This is a genomic window from Vibrio sp. PID23_8, from assembly GCF_003584965.1.
Lineage (GTDB): Bacteria > Pseudomonadota > Gammaproteobacteria > Enterobacterales > Vibrionaceae > Vibrio.
Map to the genome: position 1 here is coordinate 130,465 of NZ_LIXE01000002.1, position 16,325 is coordinate 146,789.

The 16,325-nt window shown below is 44.3% G+C and carries 13 protein-coding genes and 2 pseudogenes; 4 read left to right on the top strand and 11 right to left on the bottom strand.

Going from position 1 to position 16,325, the window contains the following annotated elements; all coding sequences use genetic code 11:
* Nucleotides 1–54: 54 nt before the first annotated feature.
* The 8 genes from AK966_RS04450 to sohB form a co-directional block, all read right to left on the bottom strand.
* A complete protein-coding gene (locus tag AK966_RS04450; RefSeq protein ID WP_099079559.1) occupies nt 55–1,893 on the bottom strand; it encodes an extracellular solute-binding protein in 1,839 nt (612 codons plus the stop codon).
* A gap of 420 nt (nt 1,894–2,313) precedes the next feature.
* Complete coding sequence (gene pyrF / locus AK966_RS04455) at nt 2,314–3,015, bottom strand: orotidine-5'-phosphate decarboxylase (RefSeq protein WP_099079558.1); 702 nt, start codon at nt 3,013–3,015, stop codon at nt 2,314–2,316.
* A gap of 73 nt (nt 3,016–3,088) precedes the next feature.
* The gene (gene lapB / locus AK966_RS04460) at nt 3,089–4,264 is read right to left on the bottom strand and encodes a lipopolysaccharide assembly protein LapB (RefSeq protein ID WP_119463616.1); all 1,176 of its coding nucleotides are present in this window, start codon (nt 4,262–4,264) and stop codon (nt 3,089–3,091) included.
* Nucleotides 4,265–4,282: 18 nt separating this feature from the next.
* Nucleotides 4,283–4,576 (bottom strand): LapA family protein, encoded by a 294-nt coding sequence (locus AK966_RS04465; protein ID WP_099079556.1) that lies wholly within the window; start codon nt 4,574–4,576, stop codon nt 4,283–4,285.
* A 140-nt stretch (nt 4,577–4,716) separates the two neighbouring features.
* Nucleotides 4,717–5,001, bottom strand: a complete 285-nt coding sequence (gene ihfB / locus AK966_RS04470) for an integration host factor subunit beta (protein ID WP_099079555.1) — start codon at nt 4,999–5,001, stop codon at nt 4,717–4,719.
* A gap of 213 nt (nt 5,002–5,214) precedes the next feature.
* On the bottom strand, nt 5,215–6,885 hold the full coding sequence (gene rpsA, locus AK966_RS04475; RefSeq protein ID WP_099079554.1) for a 30S ribosomal protein S1: 1,671 nt from the start codon (nt 6,883–6,885) through the stop codon (nt 5,215–5,217).
* 110 nt (nt 6,886–6,995) lie between these two features.
* Nucleotides 6,996–7,676, bottom strand: coding sequence for a (d)CMP kinase (gene cmk / locus AK966_RS04480; protein WP_099079553.1), 681 nt, complete (start codon nt 7,674–7,676; stop codon nt 6,996–6,998).
* Between the two features lie 211 nt (nt 7,677–7,887).
* Nucleotides 7,888–8,949 (bottom strand): protease SohB, encoded by a 1,062-nt coding sequence (gene sohB, locus AK966_RS04485; protein ID WP_099079552.1) that lies wholly within the window; start codon nt 8,947–8,949, stop codon nt 7,888–7,890.
* Nucleotides 8,950–9,261: 312 nt separating this feature from the next.
* Here sohB and AK966_RS04490 point away from each other — a divergent pair, with 312 nt between their 5' ends.
* The 3 genes and pseudogenes from AK966_RS04490 to AK966_RS20065 form a co-directional block, all read left to right on the top strand.
* Nucleotides 9,262–10,002 (top strand): YciK family oxidoreductase, encoded by a 741-nt coding sequence (locus tag AK966_RS04490; RefSeq protein ID WP_099079551.1) that lies wholly within the window; start codon nt 9,262–9,264, stop codon nt 10,000–10,002.
* Between the two features lie 131 nt (nt 10,003–10,133).
* A pseudogene (locus AK966_RS04495) lies at nt 10,134–10,301 on the top strand (recombinase RecA); the annotation flags it as partial.
* A 141-nt stretch (nt 10,302–10,442) separates the two neighbouring features.
* Nucleotides 10,443–10,632, top strand: a pseudogene (locus AK966_RS20065) (OB-fold nucleic acid binding domain-containing protein); the annotation flags it as partial.
* Nucleotides 10,633–10,863: 231 nt separating this feature from the next.
* Here the strand turns inward: AK966_RS20065 and AK966_RS04505 are convergent.
* Nucleotides 10,864–11,805 carry a chemotaxis protein CheV gene (locus tag AK966_RS04505; protein WP_119463617.1) on the bottom strand — a complete coding sequence of 314 codons (942 nt, stop codon included), beginning with the start codon at nt 11,803–11,805 and terminating at the stop codon, nt 10,864–10,866.
* 255 nt (nt 11,806–12,060) lie between these two features.
* Nucleotides 12,061–13,278, bottom strand: coding sequence for an ROK family protein (locus AK966_RS04510; RefSeq protein WP_099079549.1), 1,218 nt, complete (start codon nt 13,276–13,278; stop codon nt 12,061–12,063).
* Nucleotides 13,279–13,596: 318 nt separating this feature from the next.
* Between AK966_RS04510 and pyk the strand changes: the two genes are divergently transcribed.
* On the top strand, nt 13,597–15,039 hold the full coding sequence (gene pyk, locus AK966_RS04515) for a pyruvate kinase (RefSeq protein WP_119463618.1): 1,443 nt from the start codon (nt 13,597–13,599) through the stop codon (nt 15,037–15,039).
* Nucleotides 15,040–15,187: 148 nt separating this feature from the next.
* On the opposite strand, the gene AK966_RS04520 is transcribed toward pyk, so the two are convergent.
* Complete coding sequence (locus AK966_RS04520) at nt 15,188–16,321, bottom strand: patatin family protein (RefSeq protein ID WP_099079547.1); 1,134 nt, start codon at nt 16,319–16,321, stop codon at nt 15,188–15,190.
* Nucleotides 16,322–16,325 lie beyond the last annotated feature (4 nt).

Sequence of the window (16,325 nt, forward strand, 5' to 3'; positions counted from 1 at the left end):
GACTCATGCTCATGAGTCAGGGCTTTGGATTATTTAACGTTTAGCGTTTAGTGACTAAAGCTTGTAGCGCTCATCAACCACGGTCACTTCAGGGAAGGCTTTGCCACTCTTCATCGCTTTTTGCGTCTCTTTCTTCACCGTTTTATCTATCCAGAAGTTACCGATGTCCATTGGATGGAACATGCTTACCGTATTTTTGGTCATACCCTCTTTTGGCACTTTCACCCAACGCCAGTGTGCATCACGTGTGTATGGAACCATGTAACCTGGGACAATAACATTCGCATCGCCTACGTATTTTTGAATCTTACGTGATAAGTCGTAGCGCTTTTGCAGCTCAAACTCGTTGTCGTACGCTTCAATCAGCTTATCCAGCTCAGGGCTGCTGTAGTTAGTATGTGCGTTTGTCTGCGGCTTATTCGCATTAGCAGAATGGAAGTACTCCCAATAAGCAGGGATTTCACCTGACCCCATATTGAGGAATGCTAACTGGTGCTTTTTCTCCAGAATGAATTTAAACGCAGAAGAACCATCAACAAGGTTAAGCGTAAACTCAAGCCCCGCAAGTTTTGCCTGCTCTTTTAGGTAGGCAATACGTGGGGTATGAGAGTTGTAACCGTAAGTAATTGCAAAGCTTAATCGTTCGCCCTTATCGTTAACTCGAATGCCATCCGAACCTACTTTATCAAAACCAGCGTTTTCAAAGTGCTTAATCGCTGTTGCGGCATCAAACTTAGGCGGCGTATTACTTGGGTCATCATAACCACCATGACCAAAGCCTAAACCATGTGGCTTACGTGAGTAGTCACCGCGCATGATGTTTTCAATCATACCGTCATAGTCTGTTGCGAGCATCACGCCCTTACGTACTTCTAGGTTATCCAGCATTGGCTGAGCGGTATTCATCCACAAACCACCCGCTCCTTGTGGAGACTGATTAAACCCCCAATACTTTTGCACATAGCCATTTTTGTAAACATCACTATTGGTCTTATCATGCCAAAAGTTTGGTAATACCATATCAAAGTAATCGAGGTTACCTTTTTCAAAGTGCTTCATCGCGATGTCTAAGTCACGAATAACAGTAATACGTACTTTGTCTACATTATAACGATTTTTATAGTAACGGTTGTTATATCCCCACCAATCGTCACCGACATGCTTAAAGGTAACACTCTTGCCTTTTTTCACGTTATCTATGTAGTAAGGCGCTGCCGTAGGTTCCGCTTTGAAGTTAAATTTACGGACAAAATTGTCAGGCATGCCATCTTTGTTTTCGTCTTTTTCCCCTTCAAAAAAGTGCTCTGGACGAGGTTGAAAACCATTACTTGGCATATTGATCATCACCATCAACGAGTCATTACTTTGCGCAACGGCTAAGCTTACTTTGATAGTGTAGTCGTCGATTTTCTCAACGCTCACTATGCTGTTTTCAAAGAAGTCGTTGTACCACGGATCGATAATGTCGTCAGAGGTGTAGTACTTCATCATAAACACGTAATCATCAGCGGTGATTTTTTCACCATCCGACCATTTAGCGGTATCATCTAACTTAAAGTAAACGGTTTTATAGTCATCACCGAACGCCCATTCTTTTGCAAGCTGAGGGATCCATTTACCTGTATTTGGGTGGCGTTGAGCAAGCTTTGGCGTTCCATCCATTAAATACTGACGCAGCCCTGAGTTTGCATCAGGCCCGACACTACGTAATGTTTGGGGAAAGCTCTGTATATACGTTCGATAAGTCCCACCTCGTACCGCATCTTCTGAAGCAAATAGTGGTTCGTTATTATTCGAAATCCATTCTATATCTGCAGGCAGCTCAGCCGCATTTAGCTGAAAGCTCGTCGCAGCCAATGTCGCCAGTGCTGCAAATGGCAGAGTCTTTATCATTGTATCTTCCTTGTTGTGTTTACGTAGTAAGGCGAATAGAACAACAACAAGTGAATCTCAGAGAGACTGCGCAAAGGCACAGTAAAGGAAATGATAAGCGCTAATACAAAGCAAGTCCCTATTCGCTTCTGTATTAATATCAGAGAGTTTCACTAGGTCATCCTGACCTTACAACGCAGTGAATGCATCCACACCATAGTATTCGTTACACATTTGTAACGCAACCCATCAATAACACATGGTTGCACTTTCCGAGTATCACAACAATTTATGTGAGTAAAATGTGATCCCAGTAGTGGCAACAGCCACATCGTGTCCTCATACAATATCAATCGCAGGATTTTCAGTCCTTTTTTCAGCTGTAAAACAAAAAAGGTGAAGCGTTCCCACTCCACCTTTCGTAGCTAACTCTGATGAATTTTACATGTTCGCAAGGCTGTCGTTGATTGACTTAAGCACAGCGGCTGGATCCGTAGCCTGCGTAATAGGACGACCAATAACCAAGTAGTCTGACCCCGCTTGGATTGCATCAACCGGCGTCATGATACGGCGTTGGTCACCTTGCTCTGAGCCTGCTGGACGGATACCAGGCGTCACCAATTTGAACTCTTTGCCTAGTTCGTTTTTAAGTAGAGAAGACTCTTGCGCTGAACATACCACACCATCAAGGCCAGAGTTTTTAGTCAGCGTCGCAAGACGAATGACTTGCTCTTGAGGCGCAATATTTAAGCCGACACCTGCGAGATCACTCTGCTCCATGCTAGTAAGCACTGTCACACCAATCAGCAGTGGGCGGTCTTTGCCGTAAGGTTCAAGAATTTCACGTGATGCTGTCATCATGCGCTCACCACCACTCGCGTGCACGTTCACCATCCATACACCCAGTTCAGCCGCAGCGCGAACTGCTTTTGAACACGTATTCGGGATATCGTGAAACTTAAGGTCTAGGAATACAGAGAAACCCCGTTTATGAAGCTCACGTACGAAATCAGGACCAAATAGCGTAAACATTTCCTTGCCTACTTTTAGGCGACATGACGCAGGATCAATTCTATCTACGAAGGCAAGCGCATCAGCTTGGTTATCATAATCCAGTGCGACAATAACTTTTTGGTCGATCATTTCATCTCCTAACTATTTTCTTTTTGTTCTAAAAAAATGCAGCAGACAAAAAATTCTGCCTGCTGCATTAATACTATTCGCCGTCCAATCCGCGGATTGGCTTGATCGTCCCCCACCCTTTACAAGATGGGCAATGCCAGTAAAGGGAATGAGTCGAGAAGCCACACTTCCGGCATCGGTAATGCGGTTTTACTTTTAATTGTTCACCAACCATCGCTTGTAGCGTCGACAAACTGTCCTTCGCTCGACCATCTTCTGCTTCAGCAATGTGATAATCAATCAAGCGGTAAAAACCTTTCATGGTTGGGTTTTTCAGTAACTGTTTAGTCAGTAGTTCTTGCGCAGCCGCGACACTCTCATGATGAGCGACCATTTGCGCTAACATTAACTCGGAAGACACACCGGCTTTTTTGTCGATACATGCACGCAAGAATTCCACCAGCTCATCTTCTTGCCCTAAGTGGTGATAACACTCTGCGATAGTAGGTAATACATCACTAATGAAATCTTTATCCTGATCTAAGACACCGGAGAGGTACTTAATCGTCTGCTTGTAGTCCTCTGACTCTAGGTAAATCCTTCCTAAAGAGATGTTAGCACGCACACATTTTGGATCTTCAGATAGTGCTCTCTTGAAGTGTTGAATCGCTTTACTGGTGTTGCCATCCGCTTGGTCAAGCATCGCCAGTTCACACCAGAAATGCGCAATGTTGGCACGGATTCGAGTACGCTTCTTGCCCATTTTGGCCAGTTGATTGGCGTAGTGAATCGCTTTATCCCACTCACGCGTTTGTTGGTAGATAGTGACAAGCTGTTGAAGTGCACTTTCGCGATGGTCGGGTTCTTCAACTAATTGCTCAAAGATTTTTTCTGCTCGATCTAAAAAACCGGAAGCCATGTAGTCTTTCGCAAGCTGCTGAAGTGCTAGATTTTTCTGATCTAGAGTCAAACCAGAACGAGAAATAAGATTTTGGTGAATTCGAATTGCGCGATCAACCTCGCCACGAGAACGGAAAAGGTTACCTAACGCTAGGTGAGTGTCTATCGTTTCGTTATCGACTTGGAGCAATTCAATAAAATGGTCAACCGCCTTATCTGATTGATCAGATAGGAGCAGATTTAGACCCGTCATGTATTGACGGGATATCTGATGAGATTGCTTCTGCTTGTCTTGCTGAACGCTTCGATGCCCCATGTACCAACCATAGGCGGCCGCTATCGGCAATAACAAGAAGAGTAGTTCAAGCATTAAAGTTAAGCCTTATCCTTATGCCTGTTTTTCTATTGCTGGTTTCGCAGGTTTTTCTGCTTCAGCGGGCTCATACTTTTTAAGTTTCTTTTTCAGACGGCGAACTTGAAGCTGAGTCTTGAACTGGATGCTAGCGAAGATAACCCATGCCAAAGCAAAGCCAACCACAAACACCACGCCCAAAAGGGTTGATAAGTGGAACTCACCTTGTGCTAACAGGTAGTTGAAGGTCACGATCTCTTGGTTTTGAGAACCTAAAGCCAGTGCAATTAAAAAGAGCGCTAAAACAGCAATGATTTTTATAATTTTCATATTACATCACCCTTTGAGGAGTAAGTAGGTAAGATTATGCAGGAAAATGTTTCTTCAGACCATGTATATTACCAATAATCTAGTTATAAAAAAGCGGCATACACGAGAGTATGCCGCTTTTTTAATCTAATAAGAGAGCTTTAGCCACCCATATTCACTCGCTCACGAAGCTCTTTTCCTGGTTTAAAGTGAGGTACGAACTTACCTTCTAGCTCCACTTTGTCACCCGTTTTTGGATTACGACCTACGCGAGGTTCACGGTAATGAAGAGAAAAACTACCAAAGCCGCGGATCTCAATGCGATCACCACTCTCTAGTGTAGAGGCCATGTGCTCCAAAATATCTTTTACAGCATCCTCTACCTCTTTCGCTGATAAATGTGTTTGTTCAGCGCAGAGTCTTTCAATCAGTTCAGACTTAGTCATAGTTGCCCTCTTTGAGTATCTTTATCACTCATTATAGTAAGTAATACTAATTCCAACAAACACTTGCTACCAATTCTAGTCAAAAATCATGCAAAGTGCGCAATCAAAAAATGTCTTTTTTTAAAATAGATTATCGACATTAGTATTACCACTTCTGTTATCGCAAGCATAAAAAAGGAGCCTTGCGGCTCCTTTTTAGCTTAAGCGAGTAAATTATTCGCCTTTAGCAGCTTTGAAAGCGTCAGCCATTGCATTACCAAAAGCAGCTTCGTCTTGCTTGTTGATAGATGCCATTGCTTCTTGCTCGTCCGCTTCATCTTTAGCTTTGATAGATAGGTTGATTACGCGGTTCTTACGGTCAACACCTGTGAACTTCGCTTCAACAACATCACCAGCGCTTAGGATTAGAGAAGCATCTTCTACGCGATCGCGAGATACTTCAGAAACACGGATGTAGCCTTCAACGCCTTCTGCGATTTCAACTGTAGCGCCTTTAGCGTCAACAGCAGTTACAGTAGCGTTAACTAGAACACCTTTCTTAGTATCAGCAACGTAAGCATTGAATGGGTCGTTTTCCATTTGCTTAACGCCTAGAGAGATACGCTCACGCTCAGCGTCTACTGCTAGAACAACTGCAGAGATCTCGTCGCCTTTCTTGTACTCACGTACCGCTTCTTCACCAGTAACATTCCAAGAAATGTCAGATAGGTGAACTAGACCGTCGATGCCGCCTTCTAGACCGATGAAGATACCGAAGTCAGTGATAGACTTGATCTTACCAGTAACTTTGTCGCCTTTAGCTTGTGCTTCAGCGAATGACTGCCATGGGTTAGCTTTACACTGTTTCAGACCTAGAGAGATACGACGACGTTCTTCGTCGATTTCAAGAACCATAACCTCAACTTCGTCGCCAACATTAACAACTTTAGATGGGTGGATGTTCTTGTTAGTCCAATCCATTTCTGAAACGTGAACTAGACCTTCAACGCCTTCTTCGATTTCAACGAAGCAGCCGTAGTCAGTTAGGTTAGTTACGCGACCAGTTAGTTTGTGACCTTCTGGGTAACGCTTAGCAATTGCTACCCATGGATCTTCGCCTAGTTGCTTAAGACCTAGTGATACGCGAGTACGCTCACGGTCAAACTTAAGAACTTTAACTTGGATCTCGTCACCAACGTTAACGATTTCAGATGGGTGCTTAACGCGCTTCCAAGCCATATCTGTGATATGTAGAAGACCGTCAACGCCACCTAGGTCAACGAACGCACCGTAGTCAGTAAGGTTCTTAACGATACCTTTAACTTCAGAACCTTCTTGTAGAGTTTCTAGAAGCTCGTCACGCTCAACGCTGTTCTCAGATTCGATAACTGCACGACGTGAAACCACTACGTTGTTACGCTTTTGGTCAAGTTTGATAACTTTGAACTCTAGCTCTTTGTTTTCTAGGTGAGCAGTGTCACGGATTGGACGTACGTCTACTAGAGAGCCAGGAAGGAAAGCACGGATACCGTTTAGTTCAACAGTGAAACCGCCTTTAACTTTACCGTTGATGATACCAACAACAGTTTCAGCTTCTTCGTAAGCTTTCTCAAGAACGATCCAAGCTTCGTGACGCTTAGCTTTCTCACGAGAAAGTTGAGTTTCACCGAAACCATCTTCAACAGCGTCTAGAGCTACGTCTACTTCAGCACCAACTTCAACTTCAAGTTCGCCAGCAGCGTTCTTGAACTGTTCAGCAGGGATAGCAGATTCAGACTTAAGACCAGCGTCAACAAGAACGTAACCGTTCTCGATAGCTACTACAGTACCTTTAACGATGCTGCCTTGTTGGAATTCTGTTTCGTTTAGAAACTCTTCAAAGAGTTGAGCAAAAGATTCAGTCATTTATTTAATCTTCAATAAATTAAACGTCCACGGGTATCCTACCGCATGGGGTTATTAAATTCGCCAGTCATCATCCTTGCGACCAACGCTCTTAGTCTAGCCGAGCGTAATTACTCAGCTAGCTTCGATTCGATATATTGTAGTGCTTTTTCTACCACTTCGTCGATAGTCATCGACGTAGAATCTAGCACAAGCGCATCCTCTGCAGGGCGTAGTGGCGCCACTGGGCGGTTACGATCTCGATCGTCACGCTCTTGGATCTCGCTTAAAAGGTCATCAAATTTAACATCTAACCCTTTATCTTGCAACTGTTTAAGGCGACGATTAGCACGCTCTTCTGCGCTCGCATCAAGGAAAATTTTCGCTTGTGCCTTCGTAAATACAACGGTCCCCATATCACGACCATCAGCAACAAGCCCTGGAGCAGCTTCAAATGCACGCTGACGACGTAACAACGCCTCACGAACGCGTGGTAGTGCTGCCACTTTAGACGCCGCCATACCAGTTTCTTCTTTACGAAGCTCGCCAGAGACATCTTCGCCTTCTAAAATCACTTTTACTAGATCACCTTCAGCAACAAACTGAACGTCTAGGTGAGTAGCAAGCGGGACAAGCGCGTCTTCTGACTCAGTGTCTACACCGTGGTGAATCGCTGCGAGTGCAAGTACACGATAAATTGCACCAGAATCAAGAAGGTGAAAACCCAACTTCTTCGCTAGCAACATACATAAAGTGCCTTTACCTGCACCACTAGGTCCATCTACGGTAACAACCGGAGTTTGAGAGGACATGTTCTTCTCCACCTATAATTTCTTTTTTCAGCATTTTGCTCGATTTTCGAGGCGCATATTATACGGGCATTAGTCCTCTGGAGCGAGGAAAAATGTCGTGTAAAGCATTACACCCCATGCGCCGTTGGGTTCACGCTATTGAGGAAAGTTCCAATAAAAAGGCGAAAATTTTCACCCTCGCCGTTTTAAAACTTAAATGCACTCCAAACGATTAAACTATCGGCTTTTGTCCGCGCTCAGCCAACTTCAGTACCACACTGTCAGCCACTTTACCGGCAACACCCGCCAACTTGTCTGCTAGCTTCTTCTTCTGTACGTAGTGAATAGACAGAACGGTCTTCTCTTTGCATGCCGCAACCACGAGATCGTCAGATGTGCTGATTTCGTCCACGAGACCTAATTCTTTCGCCTGCGTACCAAACCAGTGCTCACCGGTCGCGACTTTATCAAGTTCTAGCTCAGGACGGCGCTCACGAATAAAGTCTTTGAACAAGACATGGGTCTCTTCCAACTCTTGCTTAAATTTATCACGCGCTTTGTCGGTGTTCTCACCAAACATCGTCAATGTGCGTTTGTACTCGCCTGCCGTTAACTGCTCGTACTCAATATCATGCTTTTTCAGCAGTTTGTTGAAGTTAGGGATCTGTGCGATAACGCCGATAGAACCCACAATCGCAAATGGCGCAGACACAATCTTATCTGCCACACACGCCATCATGTAGCCGCCGCTTGCCGCCACTTTGTCGACAGAAATGGTCAGTGGTAGACCCGCAGCTTTAATGCGGTCAAGTTGAGAAGATGCCAAACCGTAGCCATGAACCATGCCGCCGCCTGACTCTAGGCGAAGCAATACTTCATCGCCTTCGCGAGCCACCGCTAATACTGCCGTGATCTCTTCACGCAGTGATGCCACTTCTTTTGCATCGATGCTGCCGTTGAAATCAAGAACAAACAGGTGCGGTTCGCGTTTACTATCTAGCGCTCCTTCTTTGTTCGCTTGTTTGATTTCTTTCTCGCGAGCTTTGTTCTTTTCTTTTTCTTCTTTTTTTACCGCTTTGTCACGTGCCTTGATGAATGCTTCATCATGTAGATGATGCTCTAGCTGTTCTATCGCGTCTTTGTGACGTTCTGAAAGATTCGTTACCTCCAACTCACCTTTCGCTGCACCGGATTTACCACCCGCTGATTTAGCAATAACTAACAGCACAATGACCGCTGCAACTACAGTGACAATCTTAGCCAAAAACAGACCGTAATCTAATAAAAATTCCAATGAGAGCTCCTTTATCTCATACCAGTAATAGGCATCGATATGTTACGTAGAAAAATCAATAAAAAGGTAGGGAAATGTGTAACCTCTTGTTCTGATTGATAGGGTTCGCATAACATTCCGGACAACCGTTCTGGAATTGGTATAACACATGAATTGGTGTATTGTAACCATCTTGTCACGATTACCAAGATTTTCCATCGAGAAACGGGCGCATTAATACCCAAGTCACCTCAAGATGCTAATCTCAACGTGAATAACTTGGGTACAGCACCTATATATCGGAACTATATACAATAATAAGGATTAAACACTGTGAACTACTCCGTTTCAGCAGATGCCTTAAAAGGTAAAGTCATTCTTGTTACTGGCGCAGGCAATGGCATTGGCCGCCAAGCCGCTCTTTCATACGCCGAACACGGTGCAACGGTCATTCTACTTGGCAGAAACGTTAACAACCTTGAGTCTATCTATGATCAGATTGAATCAGCAGGCTACCCACAACCAGCTATTATCCCTCTCGATCTAAAAGGTGCAACCAAGCAACACTACATCGATATGGCCGAAACCATTGAAGGTCAGTTTGGTCGTTTAGATGGCCTACTGCACAACGCTGGCGTACTCAGCACGCTGTGTCCGTTTGAGCAAATCAATGAAGAAGATTTCGACGACATCATGCAGATCAACGTAAAAGCCGAAGTTCTGATGACCCAGACACTACTGCCTATCATGCGTAAATCAGAGGCGGGTCGTATCATCTTTACCTCTTCAACGGTGGGTCACTCTGGCCGCGCTTTCTGGGGACCATATGCGATTTCTAAATTTGCGGTAGAAGGCATGATGCAAGTATTGGCAGACGAACTTAGCGATACACCAATGCGCGTTAATGCCATTAACCCTGGTGCAACTCGTACTCGTATGCGTGAAAAAGCGTACCCAGGTGAAGATGCGAACACACTAAAAACGCCATTGGATATCATGCCGCTTTACCTTCACTTGATGGATCCAGCGGTCACGGACGTGAACGGCCAATGTATCGATGCTCAACCAAAGTAAGTAACAGACTCACGCAACCTCACTAAATCGATTATAAAGGCAGCAAACGCTGCCTTTTTTCCGTTTTATTCGCCACAAAAATCTTCCGCCTTTCTATTACATAAACATACTGCACATACAGGCATTTATTTATGCGAGACATCATCCAACACTTAAAAAACCAACCTCTTGTTTGGCAAGCAAATTTACCCAAAGCGGACAACAATCAGTTCCTAAGCAGCGCCGGCTTTCCTGAACTGGACTCACTCCTTGGTGGCGACTTCCCTCCTAATGGCGTGGTTGCCGAGCAGCAAAGCATTTAGCAAAATATAAACTTAGGGAATGCTGCGCCGTTGTGCCGAGACTTGCAAGTGCACCCTTTTCTTAAAAAACGTAATGGTGATGAGCCAGTCAACTCCCCATCAGAGGAAGTAAAACGCGTACTAGAGCGCACCATGAGCGTTACATTTTTCACACTATAAGACGATACTGGCAGCATCAATGTGGTTGTATGGAGAGCAACAGCACGCGCTCAAAAGCAAGCTTATCTCACTTCAAAAGTACTGATGGTCAAGGGCATCTTAGATGCATGAGGGAGAAGTCACACACGTGATTGCTGGTAAGCTTATTGATTGCACACACAACCTTGCTGAGTATTTCCTATACAGTAACAAAAGCAAAGTCATGATAAGTTTAGATTTTAGCCATATCATTAAACGGAAATACCCTATATTGATAAGTCAAGATAGACTCATAAGTGAAAAGTGACGTGATATACCTACCTATTTCATTGTTGGAAATAGGTAAAAAAGCAGAGCGAATTGCAATACATACAACACCAGTACTTATGGGTAACTTAGTCACAAGATAAGAAATATTCGTTTATACGATTTGACGCATCCGCTCTTGTGCTACTTGGACCAAAAGGTCAGGTTGGAATTTCGAGATAAAACGGTCACACCCAACCTTTTGCACCATGGCGTCATTAAAGCTACCGCTTAATGACGTATTTAGCGTAATAAACAACTGCGACATACGGGGATCAGAACGAACTTCATGCGTCAGCCTATAACCGTCCATTTCTGGCATTTCCGCGTCTGTTATCATCATCAACAGTTCTTTCTCAATGTCTTTGCCTTCATCACACCAACGATTAAGCAAAGTCAGAGCTTCTAAACCATCACGACATTCGATGATGTTCAATCCAAGCTGAGACAAAGTATCTCGCACCTGATTACGTGCAGTAGAAGAATCATCGACGATCAGAACATTACGGCCAACCAACGCATGGGCAAGTTCTTGGTCTACAATGCCATCAGAGATAATCACATCGTAGTGAACGATTTCTGCTAGCACCTTTTCTACATCAATGATTTCTACAATTTGAGAAGTATCGCTGTCTTTCACTTGCGTGATTGCTGTTAAATAATTAGAACGACCAGAAGTCAATGGCGGCGGTTGAATCTCTGTCCACGCTGTATTGATGATATTTCGTACAGAACCAACCAAAAAGCCTTGTACCGAACGATTATATTCCGTGATGATTAAGTTCTCTTCTTCCGCCTCACCACGTAGCGGTGGGAAACCGATCGAACCACGTAAATCAATCACAGGCACAGCCTCACCACGTAATGAAGCAACACCTCGAATGTTATGGTGAGAACCAGGTAGCTTGGTCAACGATGGGAGCTTTATCACCTCTTTCACTTTAAAGACGTTAATCGCAAACAACTGGCGACTATTTAACGTGAACAACAAAAGCTCAAGTCGATTTTCACCCACTAAATTTGTGCGCTGATCAACCGTATTTAACACTCCGGACATATTACTACCTAACGTTGCAAGACTATCTTTCACTCGTTATAGAAAACCGTGTTGAAATAACAAAGTAATACTTTAATATGAGCACTAAGGGCTGAAAGATGAGTGTGCCCTAACTACTTATGAAACTAACATTAATGCTATTGATATAGCAATGAAACGTCGCTCAGAATGACAACTTGTCAACCTCCGAGCAATTAAAAAAGGGCGAACTATCTCGCTCACCCTCATAAACATTTTATGAAAACGAAAATGAGGTTAACCCTCAATTACCTTCATCAATAACTGACCATCGTACAGAGCCTGCTTGATAAGCGCGGCTCCCGGCATGGTGGCTTGCTTGTAAAAACGGGATTCCACCAACTGCAGATCTTGGTGGTAAACTGGCAAGCTTTGTTCTTCAATGCAACGACGAACCGCTGGATATAACACTTCTTTAGCCTGATTTATCACGCCACCAATCAGTATTTTTTCAGGGTTAAACAGGTTAATCACTATCGCAATCGCAGAACCTAAATAACGGCCAAGTTTTTCAATCACATCAACAGCCAGTGGATCACCATTTGCTGCTGCTTCACAAATGCTCTCGATGCTCATCTCCTCTTGTTCAGCAAGAGCTGACGCTTCGCCATTCGCAATACGAGTGACAACTTCTTCTCTTATAGCCTGCGAACTGGCAACCGTTTCTAAACAGCCAATATTGCCACAATGGCAACGCTTGCCATTTGGGTCGATTTGAATATGGCCCAATTCACCAATGTTACCGTGGCGACCTTGTAATACTCGACCATCAAGAATGATGCCGGCACCCAAGCCATGGTGAATAGAAATCAGTACTGAGTTGTCGTTATCTTGAGAGTGACCAAACAGCTTTTCTGCTAATGCCCAAGCACGCGTATCGTTGGCAATAAAAACTGGCAAGCCAGTCGCTTTGTAGATCTCAGGGCCGAGAGCTAAGTTCTCGACATTGTAGTGAGGCATTTGCAGCACAATACCCTGCTCTGAATTCACTAGACCTGGTAGAGTGATCGCAATACTGGTAACACGATCGAGTTGATCCGCGTAAGTTTGGAAGAACTCATCAATTTCATAAAGTAAACGTTCCAATACATCATCTTGGTCGAGTTCATGAATTTCGATTTTGGTGTCGATAAGTACATCGCCCCCCAATTCATGCAACGCGATGGTCAAGTACCCTCGCCCCAAACGCATCGACAGAAATTGCCAACCTTCATTATTGACCTGTAAACCCACCGCAGGGCGACCACGACTGGTCGCTTCCTGTACGGTTGTTTCATGAATCAAATGGGCTTCAATCAATTCTCGAGTGATCTTGGTGATACTCGCAGGCGCAAGCTCGCTTTGCTTGGACAAATCAATTCGAGAAATTGGACCCTTGAGGTCAATTAGTTTATATACACGACCAGCATTGACCTGTTTGATATGATCAATATGGCCCGGTTGAGCCATGTACATTTTTCGCTCCGAAATTCTATAACGGAGTAATTTTTTTACTTTGCGAAGTAATTGTGAAGTGAATTGATAAATCCCCGTGACAAGCATCACGTATAAACATGTTCGTTTGTGTATTCAATCAAATAACAAGAATTCTACTCCTGTTAAATTATCTGAAAAACAACTTATTTTATTCTTCAAATTAGTTAGCAAAGCCTGTGTCATAGTCTTTTTCAGCACTTTGCCCCAAATACAAACTATCTGCATGTGCCGTGCATATACTTAGCAAGAATAGAATTTGAGTGCTCTTATCCTACACCTGCATTCTTCGGAGAATCTATGACTTCCATATTAAGAAGAACAAAAATTGTCACCACACTCGGTCCGTCAACCGATAAAGGCAATAACCTTGAGGAGATAATCAAAGCTGGTGCCAACGTCGTTCGTATGAACTTCTCTCACGGCACCAGTGAAGACCACATCCAGCGCGCACAAAAAGTCCGTGCTATTGCTGCAAAACTTGGCCGCCAAGTCGCAATACTGGGTGATTTACAAGGCCCTAAGATCCGAGTGTCCACCTTCAAAGACGGCAAGATCACGCTTAGCGTCGGGGATAAATTCACATTAGACAGCGATTTACTAAAAGGTGAAGGTAACCAAGAATCGGTTGGCCTTGATTACAAAGATCTACCGAAAGATGTTACACCTAACGATATCCTGCTTCTTGACGATGGCCGCGTGCAACTGCAAGTTACTAGCGTTAAAGGTAATAAGGTTCATACCCGCGTCACCGTTGGGGGGCCACTTTCCAATAACAAAGGCATCAACAAAAAAGGGGGCGGGCTCTCCGCTGATGCGCTTACTGAAAAAGACAAAGCTGACATACTGACGGCAGCAGAAATTAAAGTCGATTATTTAGCAATTTCTTTTCCGCGTAACGGCGAAGACATGCATTACGCTCGTCGTTTAGCACGCGATGCTGGCCTAGAAGCTAAGTTAGTTGCCAAAGTCGAACGCGCAGAAACCGTTGCTAATAATGAGTCTATCGATGACATCATCCTCGCGTCAGATGTTGTGATGGTAGCACGCGGTGACTTAGGCGTAGAAATTGGCGATCCGGAACTTGTTGCCGTACAGAAAAAACTGATTTGTCGTGCGCGCAGCTTAAACCGCCTTGTTATCACCGCAACTCAAATGATGGAATCGATGATCACTGCCCCCATGCCTACGCGGGCAGAAGTCATGGATGTGGCAAACGCCGTGCTCGATGGTACCGATGCGGTGATGCTCTCTGGTGAAACTGCAGCAGGCCTATACCCTATTGAAACCGTGAAATCCATGGCTGAAGTGTGTATGGGAGCAGAAAGGATGTCGGAAGCGAGCCTATCGACTTATCGTATGGACCGAACCTTTGCCTCCGCTGAAGAAACCATCGCAATGGCAACCATGTATTCCGCCAATCACATGGAGGGAATTAAAGCCATGATCGCTCTCACCGAATCAGGGCGAACAGCATTGATGATGTCACGCCTCAGTTCTGGCTTGCCGATTTTTGCACTCTCTCGAAATGAATCCACACTAAACCGTGCAGCTCTATATCGTGGGGTCACTCCGGTTTTCTTTGATCCAAAAGGGGAAACTGGGTTGACGGCAGCGCAAGATGCTATTGACACACTAAAAGAGCATGGGTTGCTCGATAAAGGAGACCTCGTGATCATCACTCAAGGAGATGTGATGGATGTGGTCGGCTCAACCAATTGTTTGCGTATTCTTTCCGCTTAAATACGTTATCGAGTTAATAAAACAAGATTCTTGCCGGGGCTCGCATCAGAGCCCCTTTGCTCGTGTAGTATTATTCCAATCATTTTTTGACGCCGTTATCGCGTCTTTTCAACCCGCTAGAATGAACCATTATTTACAACGATTAGTATTAACTATCCATGTTCAATTGATCATAGAGCTGAATAAGATTTAAACCTGTTTGTAAGCCAAGTTGGTAATCATGCTCAAGCGCTTCAGGATCACTAAGTAAAGAAGAAGAGCGCAGTTCCTGTTGCGGAGCGAGTTGTAGAATAAAAGTGTCATCGGGCGGAGTAGATAAAAAAGCCTGGGTAAGTTCAAACGTCTGATAATGTATCATCAGCATATCAGCTAAACCCGAGTCGAAGTTCTCGCCAATGAGATGACTCAAGCGATACAAGTTATCTGCCCCAAACAGCCATCGCCCTCCGTTGAGCAACTGTCTACCTGAAAGTTTGGAGTGATGAGCGATATTAATTTTCTGTTGAAAAAAGTTACTCCAATCGTCTTTCCACTGGTTCACACGCTGCTGCCAAGACTCTTGTACTGAGTTTATCGACTCTCGATACCACTCAACTTCTGTATCCCCAATTTCACTTTGTGATTTGGCTTCTGATGCCGAAAATGGCTCGGTCCGGATCACAATAATATTACGGGCATTTTGACGCCAAGCTTCCTGAACAGGGATAGATGCCGAGACTCCACCATCGACAAACATTTGATCTTCAATCGCAACTGGGCCTTGATACAATTTTGGTATGGCACATGTAGCGACCATCGTGTCTCGCCACTCATTCCCCAAAATTGGTAAATAATGATCAGCGAGTGTCTGTGCATTAGTCACTGCTGCAAACGCTCCCCGCCCTCGTAATGCCTTTCGACCAAGATCGACGTCTAATTTATAAGGGTAATCTTGAATACGCTCTAGTGCCCATTCTAAGCCCAAATATTGCTTATTTCGTATGTAGCGGATGAGATTAAAAAATTCGGGGGAGGTCGTAAGTTCTGTGATAAAGGCTTTACCCAAACCATGTTGACGACATAAGTATGAGCATAGGTTTAATGCGCCAGCAGACGTGCCATAAAACTCATCGAAAGGGTCAAAATTCGAAAGCAAAAATGCATCTAAAACACCAGCGGTAAAAATCCCTCTCTGCCCACCACCTTGAGTGACTAGGGCAGTTTTGCCTCGTCGAAAATGCTCGTAAACGTCAACATTGAGCTCGACATAGCTATTCGTGATGATACCGCTGTTACGCATCATAGCC

Coding starts and splice junctions, on each gene's coding strand:
- AK966_RS04450 (WP_099079559.1), bottom strand. CDS start 1,893: ATGATAAAGACTCTGCCATTTGCAGCACTGGCGACATTGGCTGCGACG.
- pyrF (WP_099079558.1), bottom strand. CDS start 3,015: ATGATCGACCAAAAAGTTATTGTCGCACTGGATTATGATAACCAAGCT.
- lapB (WP_119463616.1), bottom strand. CDS start 4,264: ATGCTTGAACTACTCTTCTTGTTATTGCCGATAGCGGCCGCCTATGGT.
- AK966_RS04465 (WP_099079556.1), bottom strand. CDS start 4,576: ATGAAAATTATAAAAATCATTGCTGTTTTAGCGCTCTTTTTAATTGCA.
- ihfB (WP_099079555.1), bottom strand. CDS start 5,001: ATGACTAAGTCTGAACTGATTGAAAGACTCTGCGCTGAACAAACACAT.
- rpsA (WP_099079554.1), bottom strand. CDS start 6,885: ATGACTGAATCTTTTGCTCAACTCTTTGAAGAGTTTCTAAACGAAACA.
- cmk (WP_099079553.1), bottom strand. CDS start 7,676: ATGTCCTCTCAAACTCCGGTTGTTACCGTAGATGGACCTAGTGGTGCA.
- AK966_RS04505 (WP_119463617.1), bottom strand. CDS start 11,805: ATGTCCGGAGTGTTAAATACGGTTGATCAGCGCACAAATTTAGTGGGT.
- AK966_RS04510 (WP_099079549.1), bottom strand. CDS start 13,278: ATGTACATGGCTCAACCGGGCCATATTGATCATATCAAACAGGTCAAT.
- pyk (WP_119463618.1), top strand. CDS start 13,597: ATGACTTCCATATTAAGAAGAACAAAAATTGTCACCACACTCGGTCCG.
- AK966_RS04520 (WP_099079547.1), bottom strand. CDS start 16,321: ATGATGCGTAACAGCGGTATCATCACGAATAGCTATGTCGAGCTCAAT.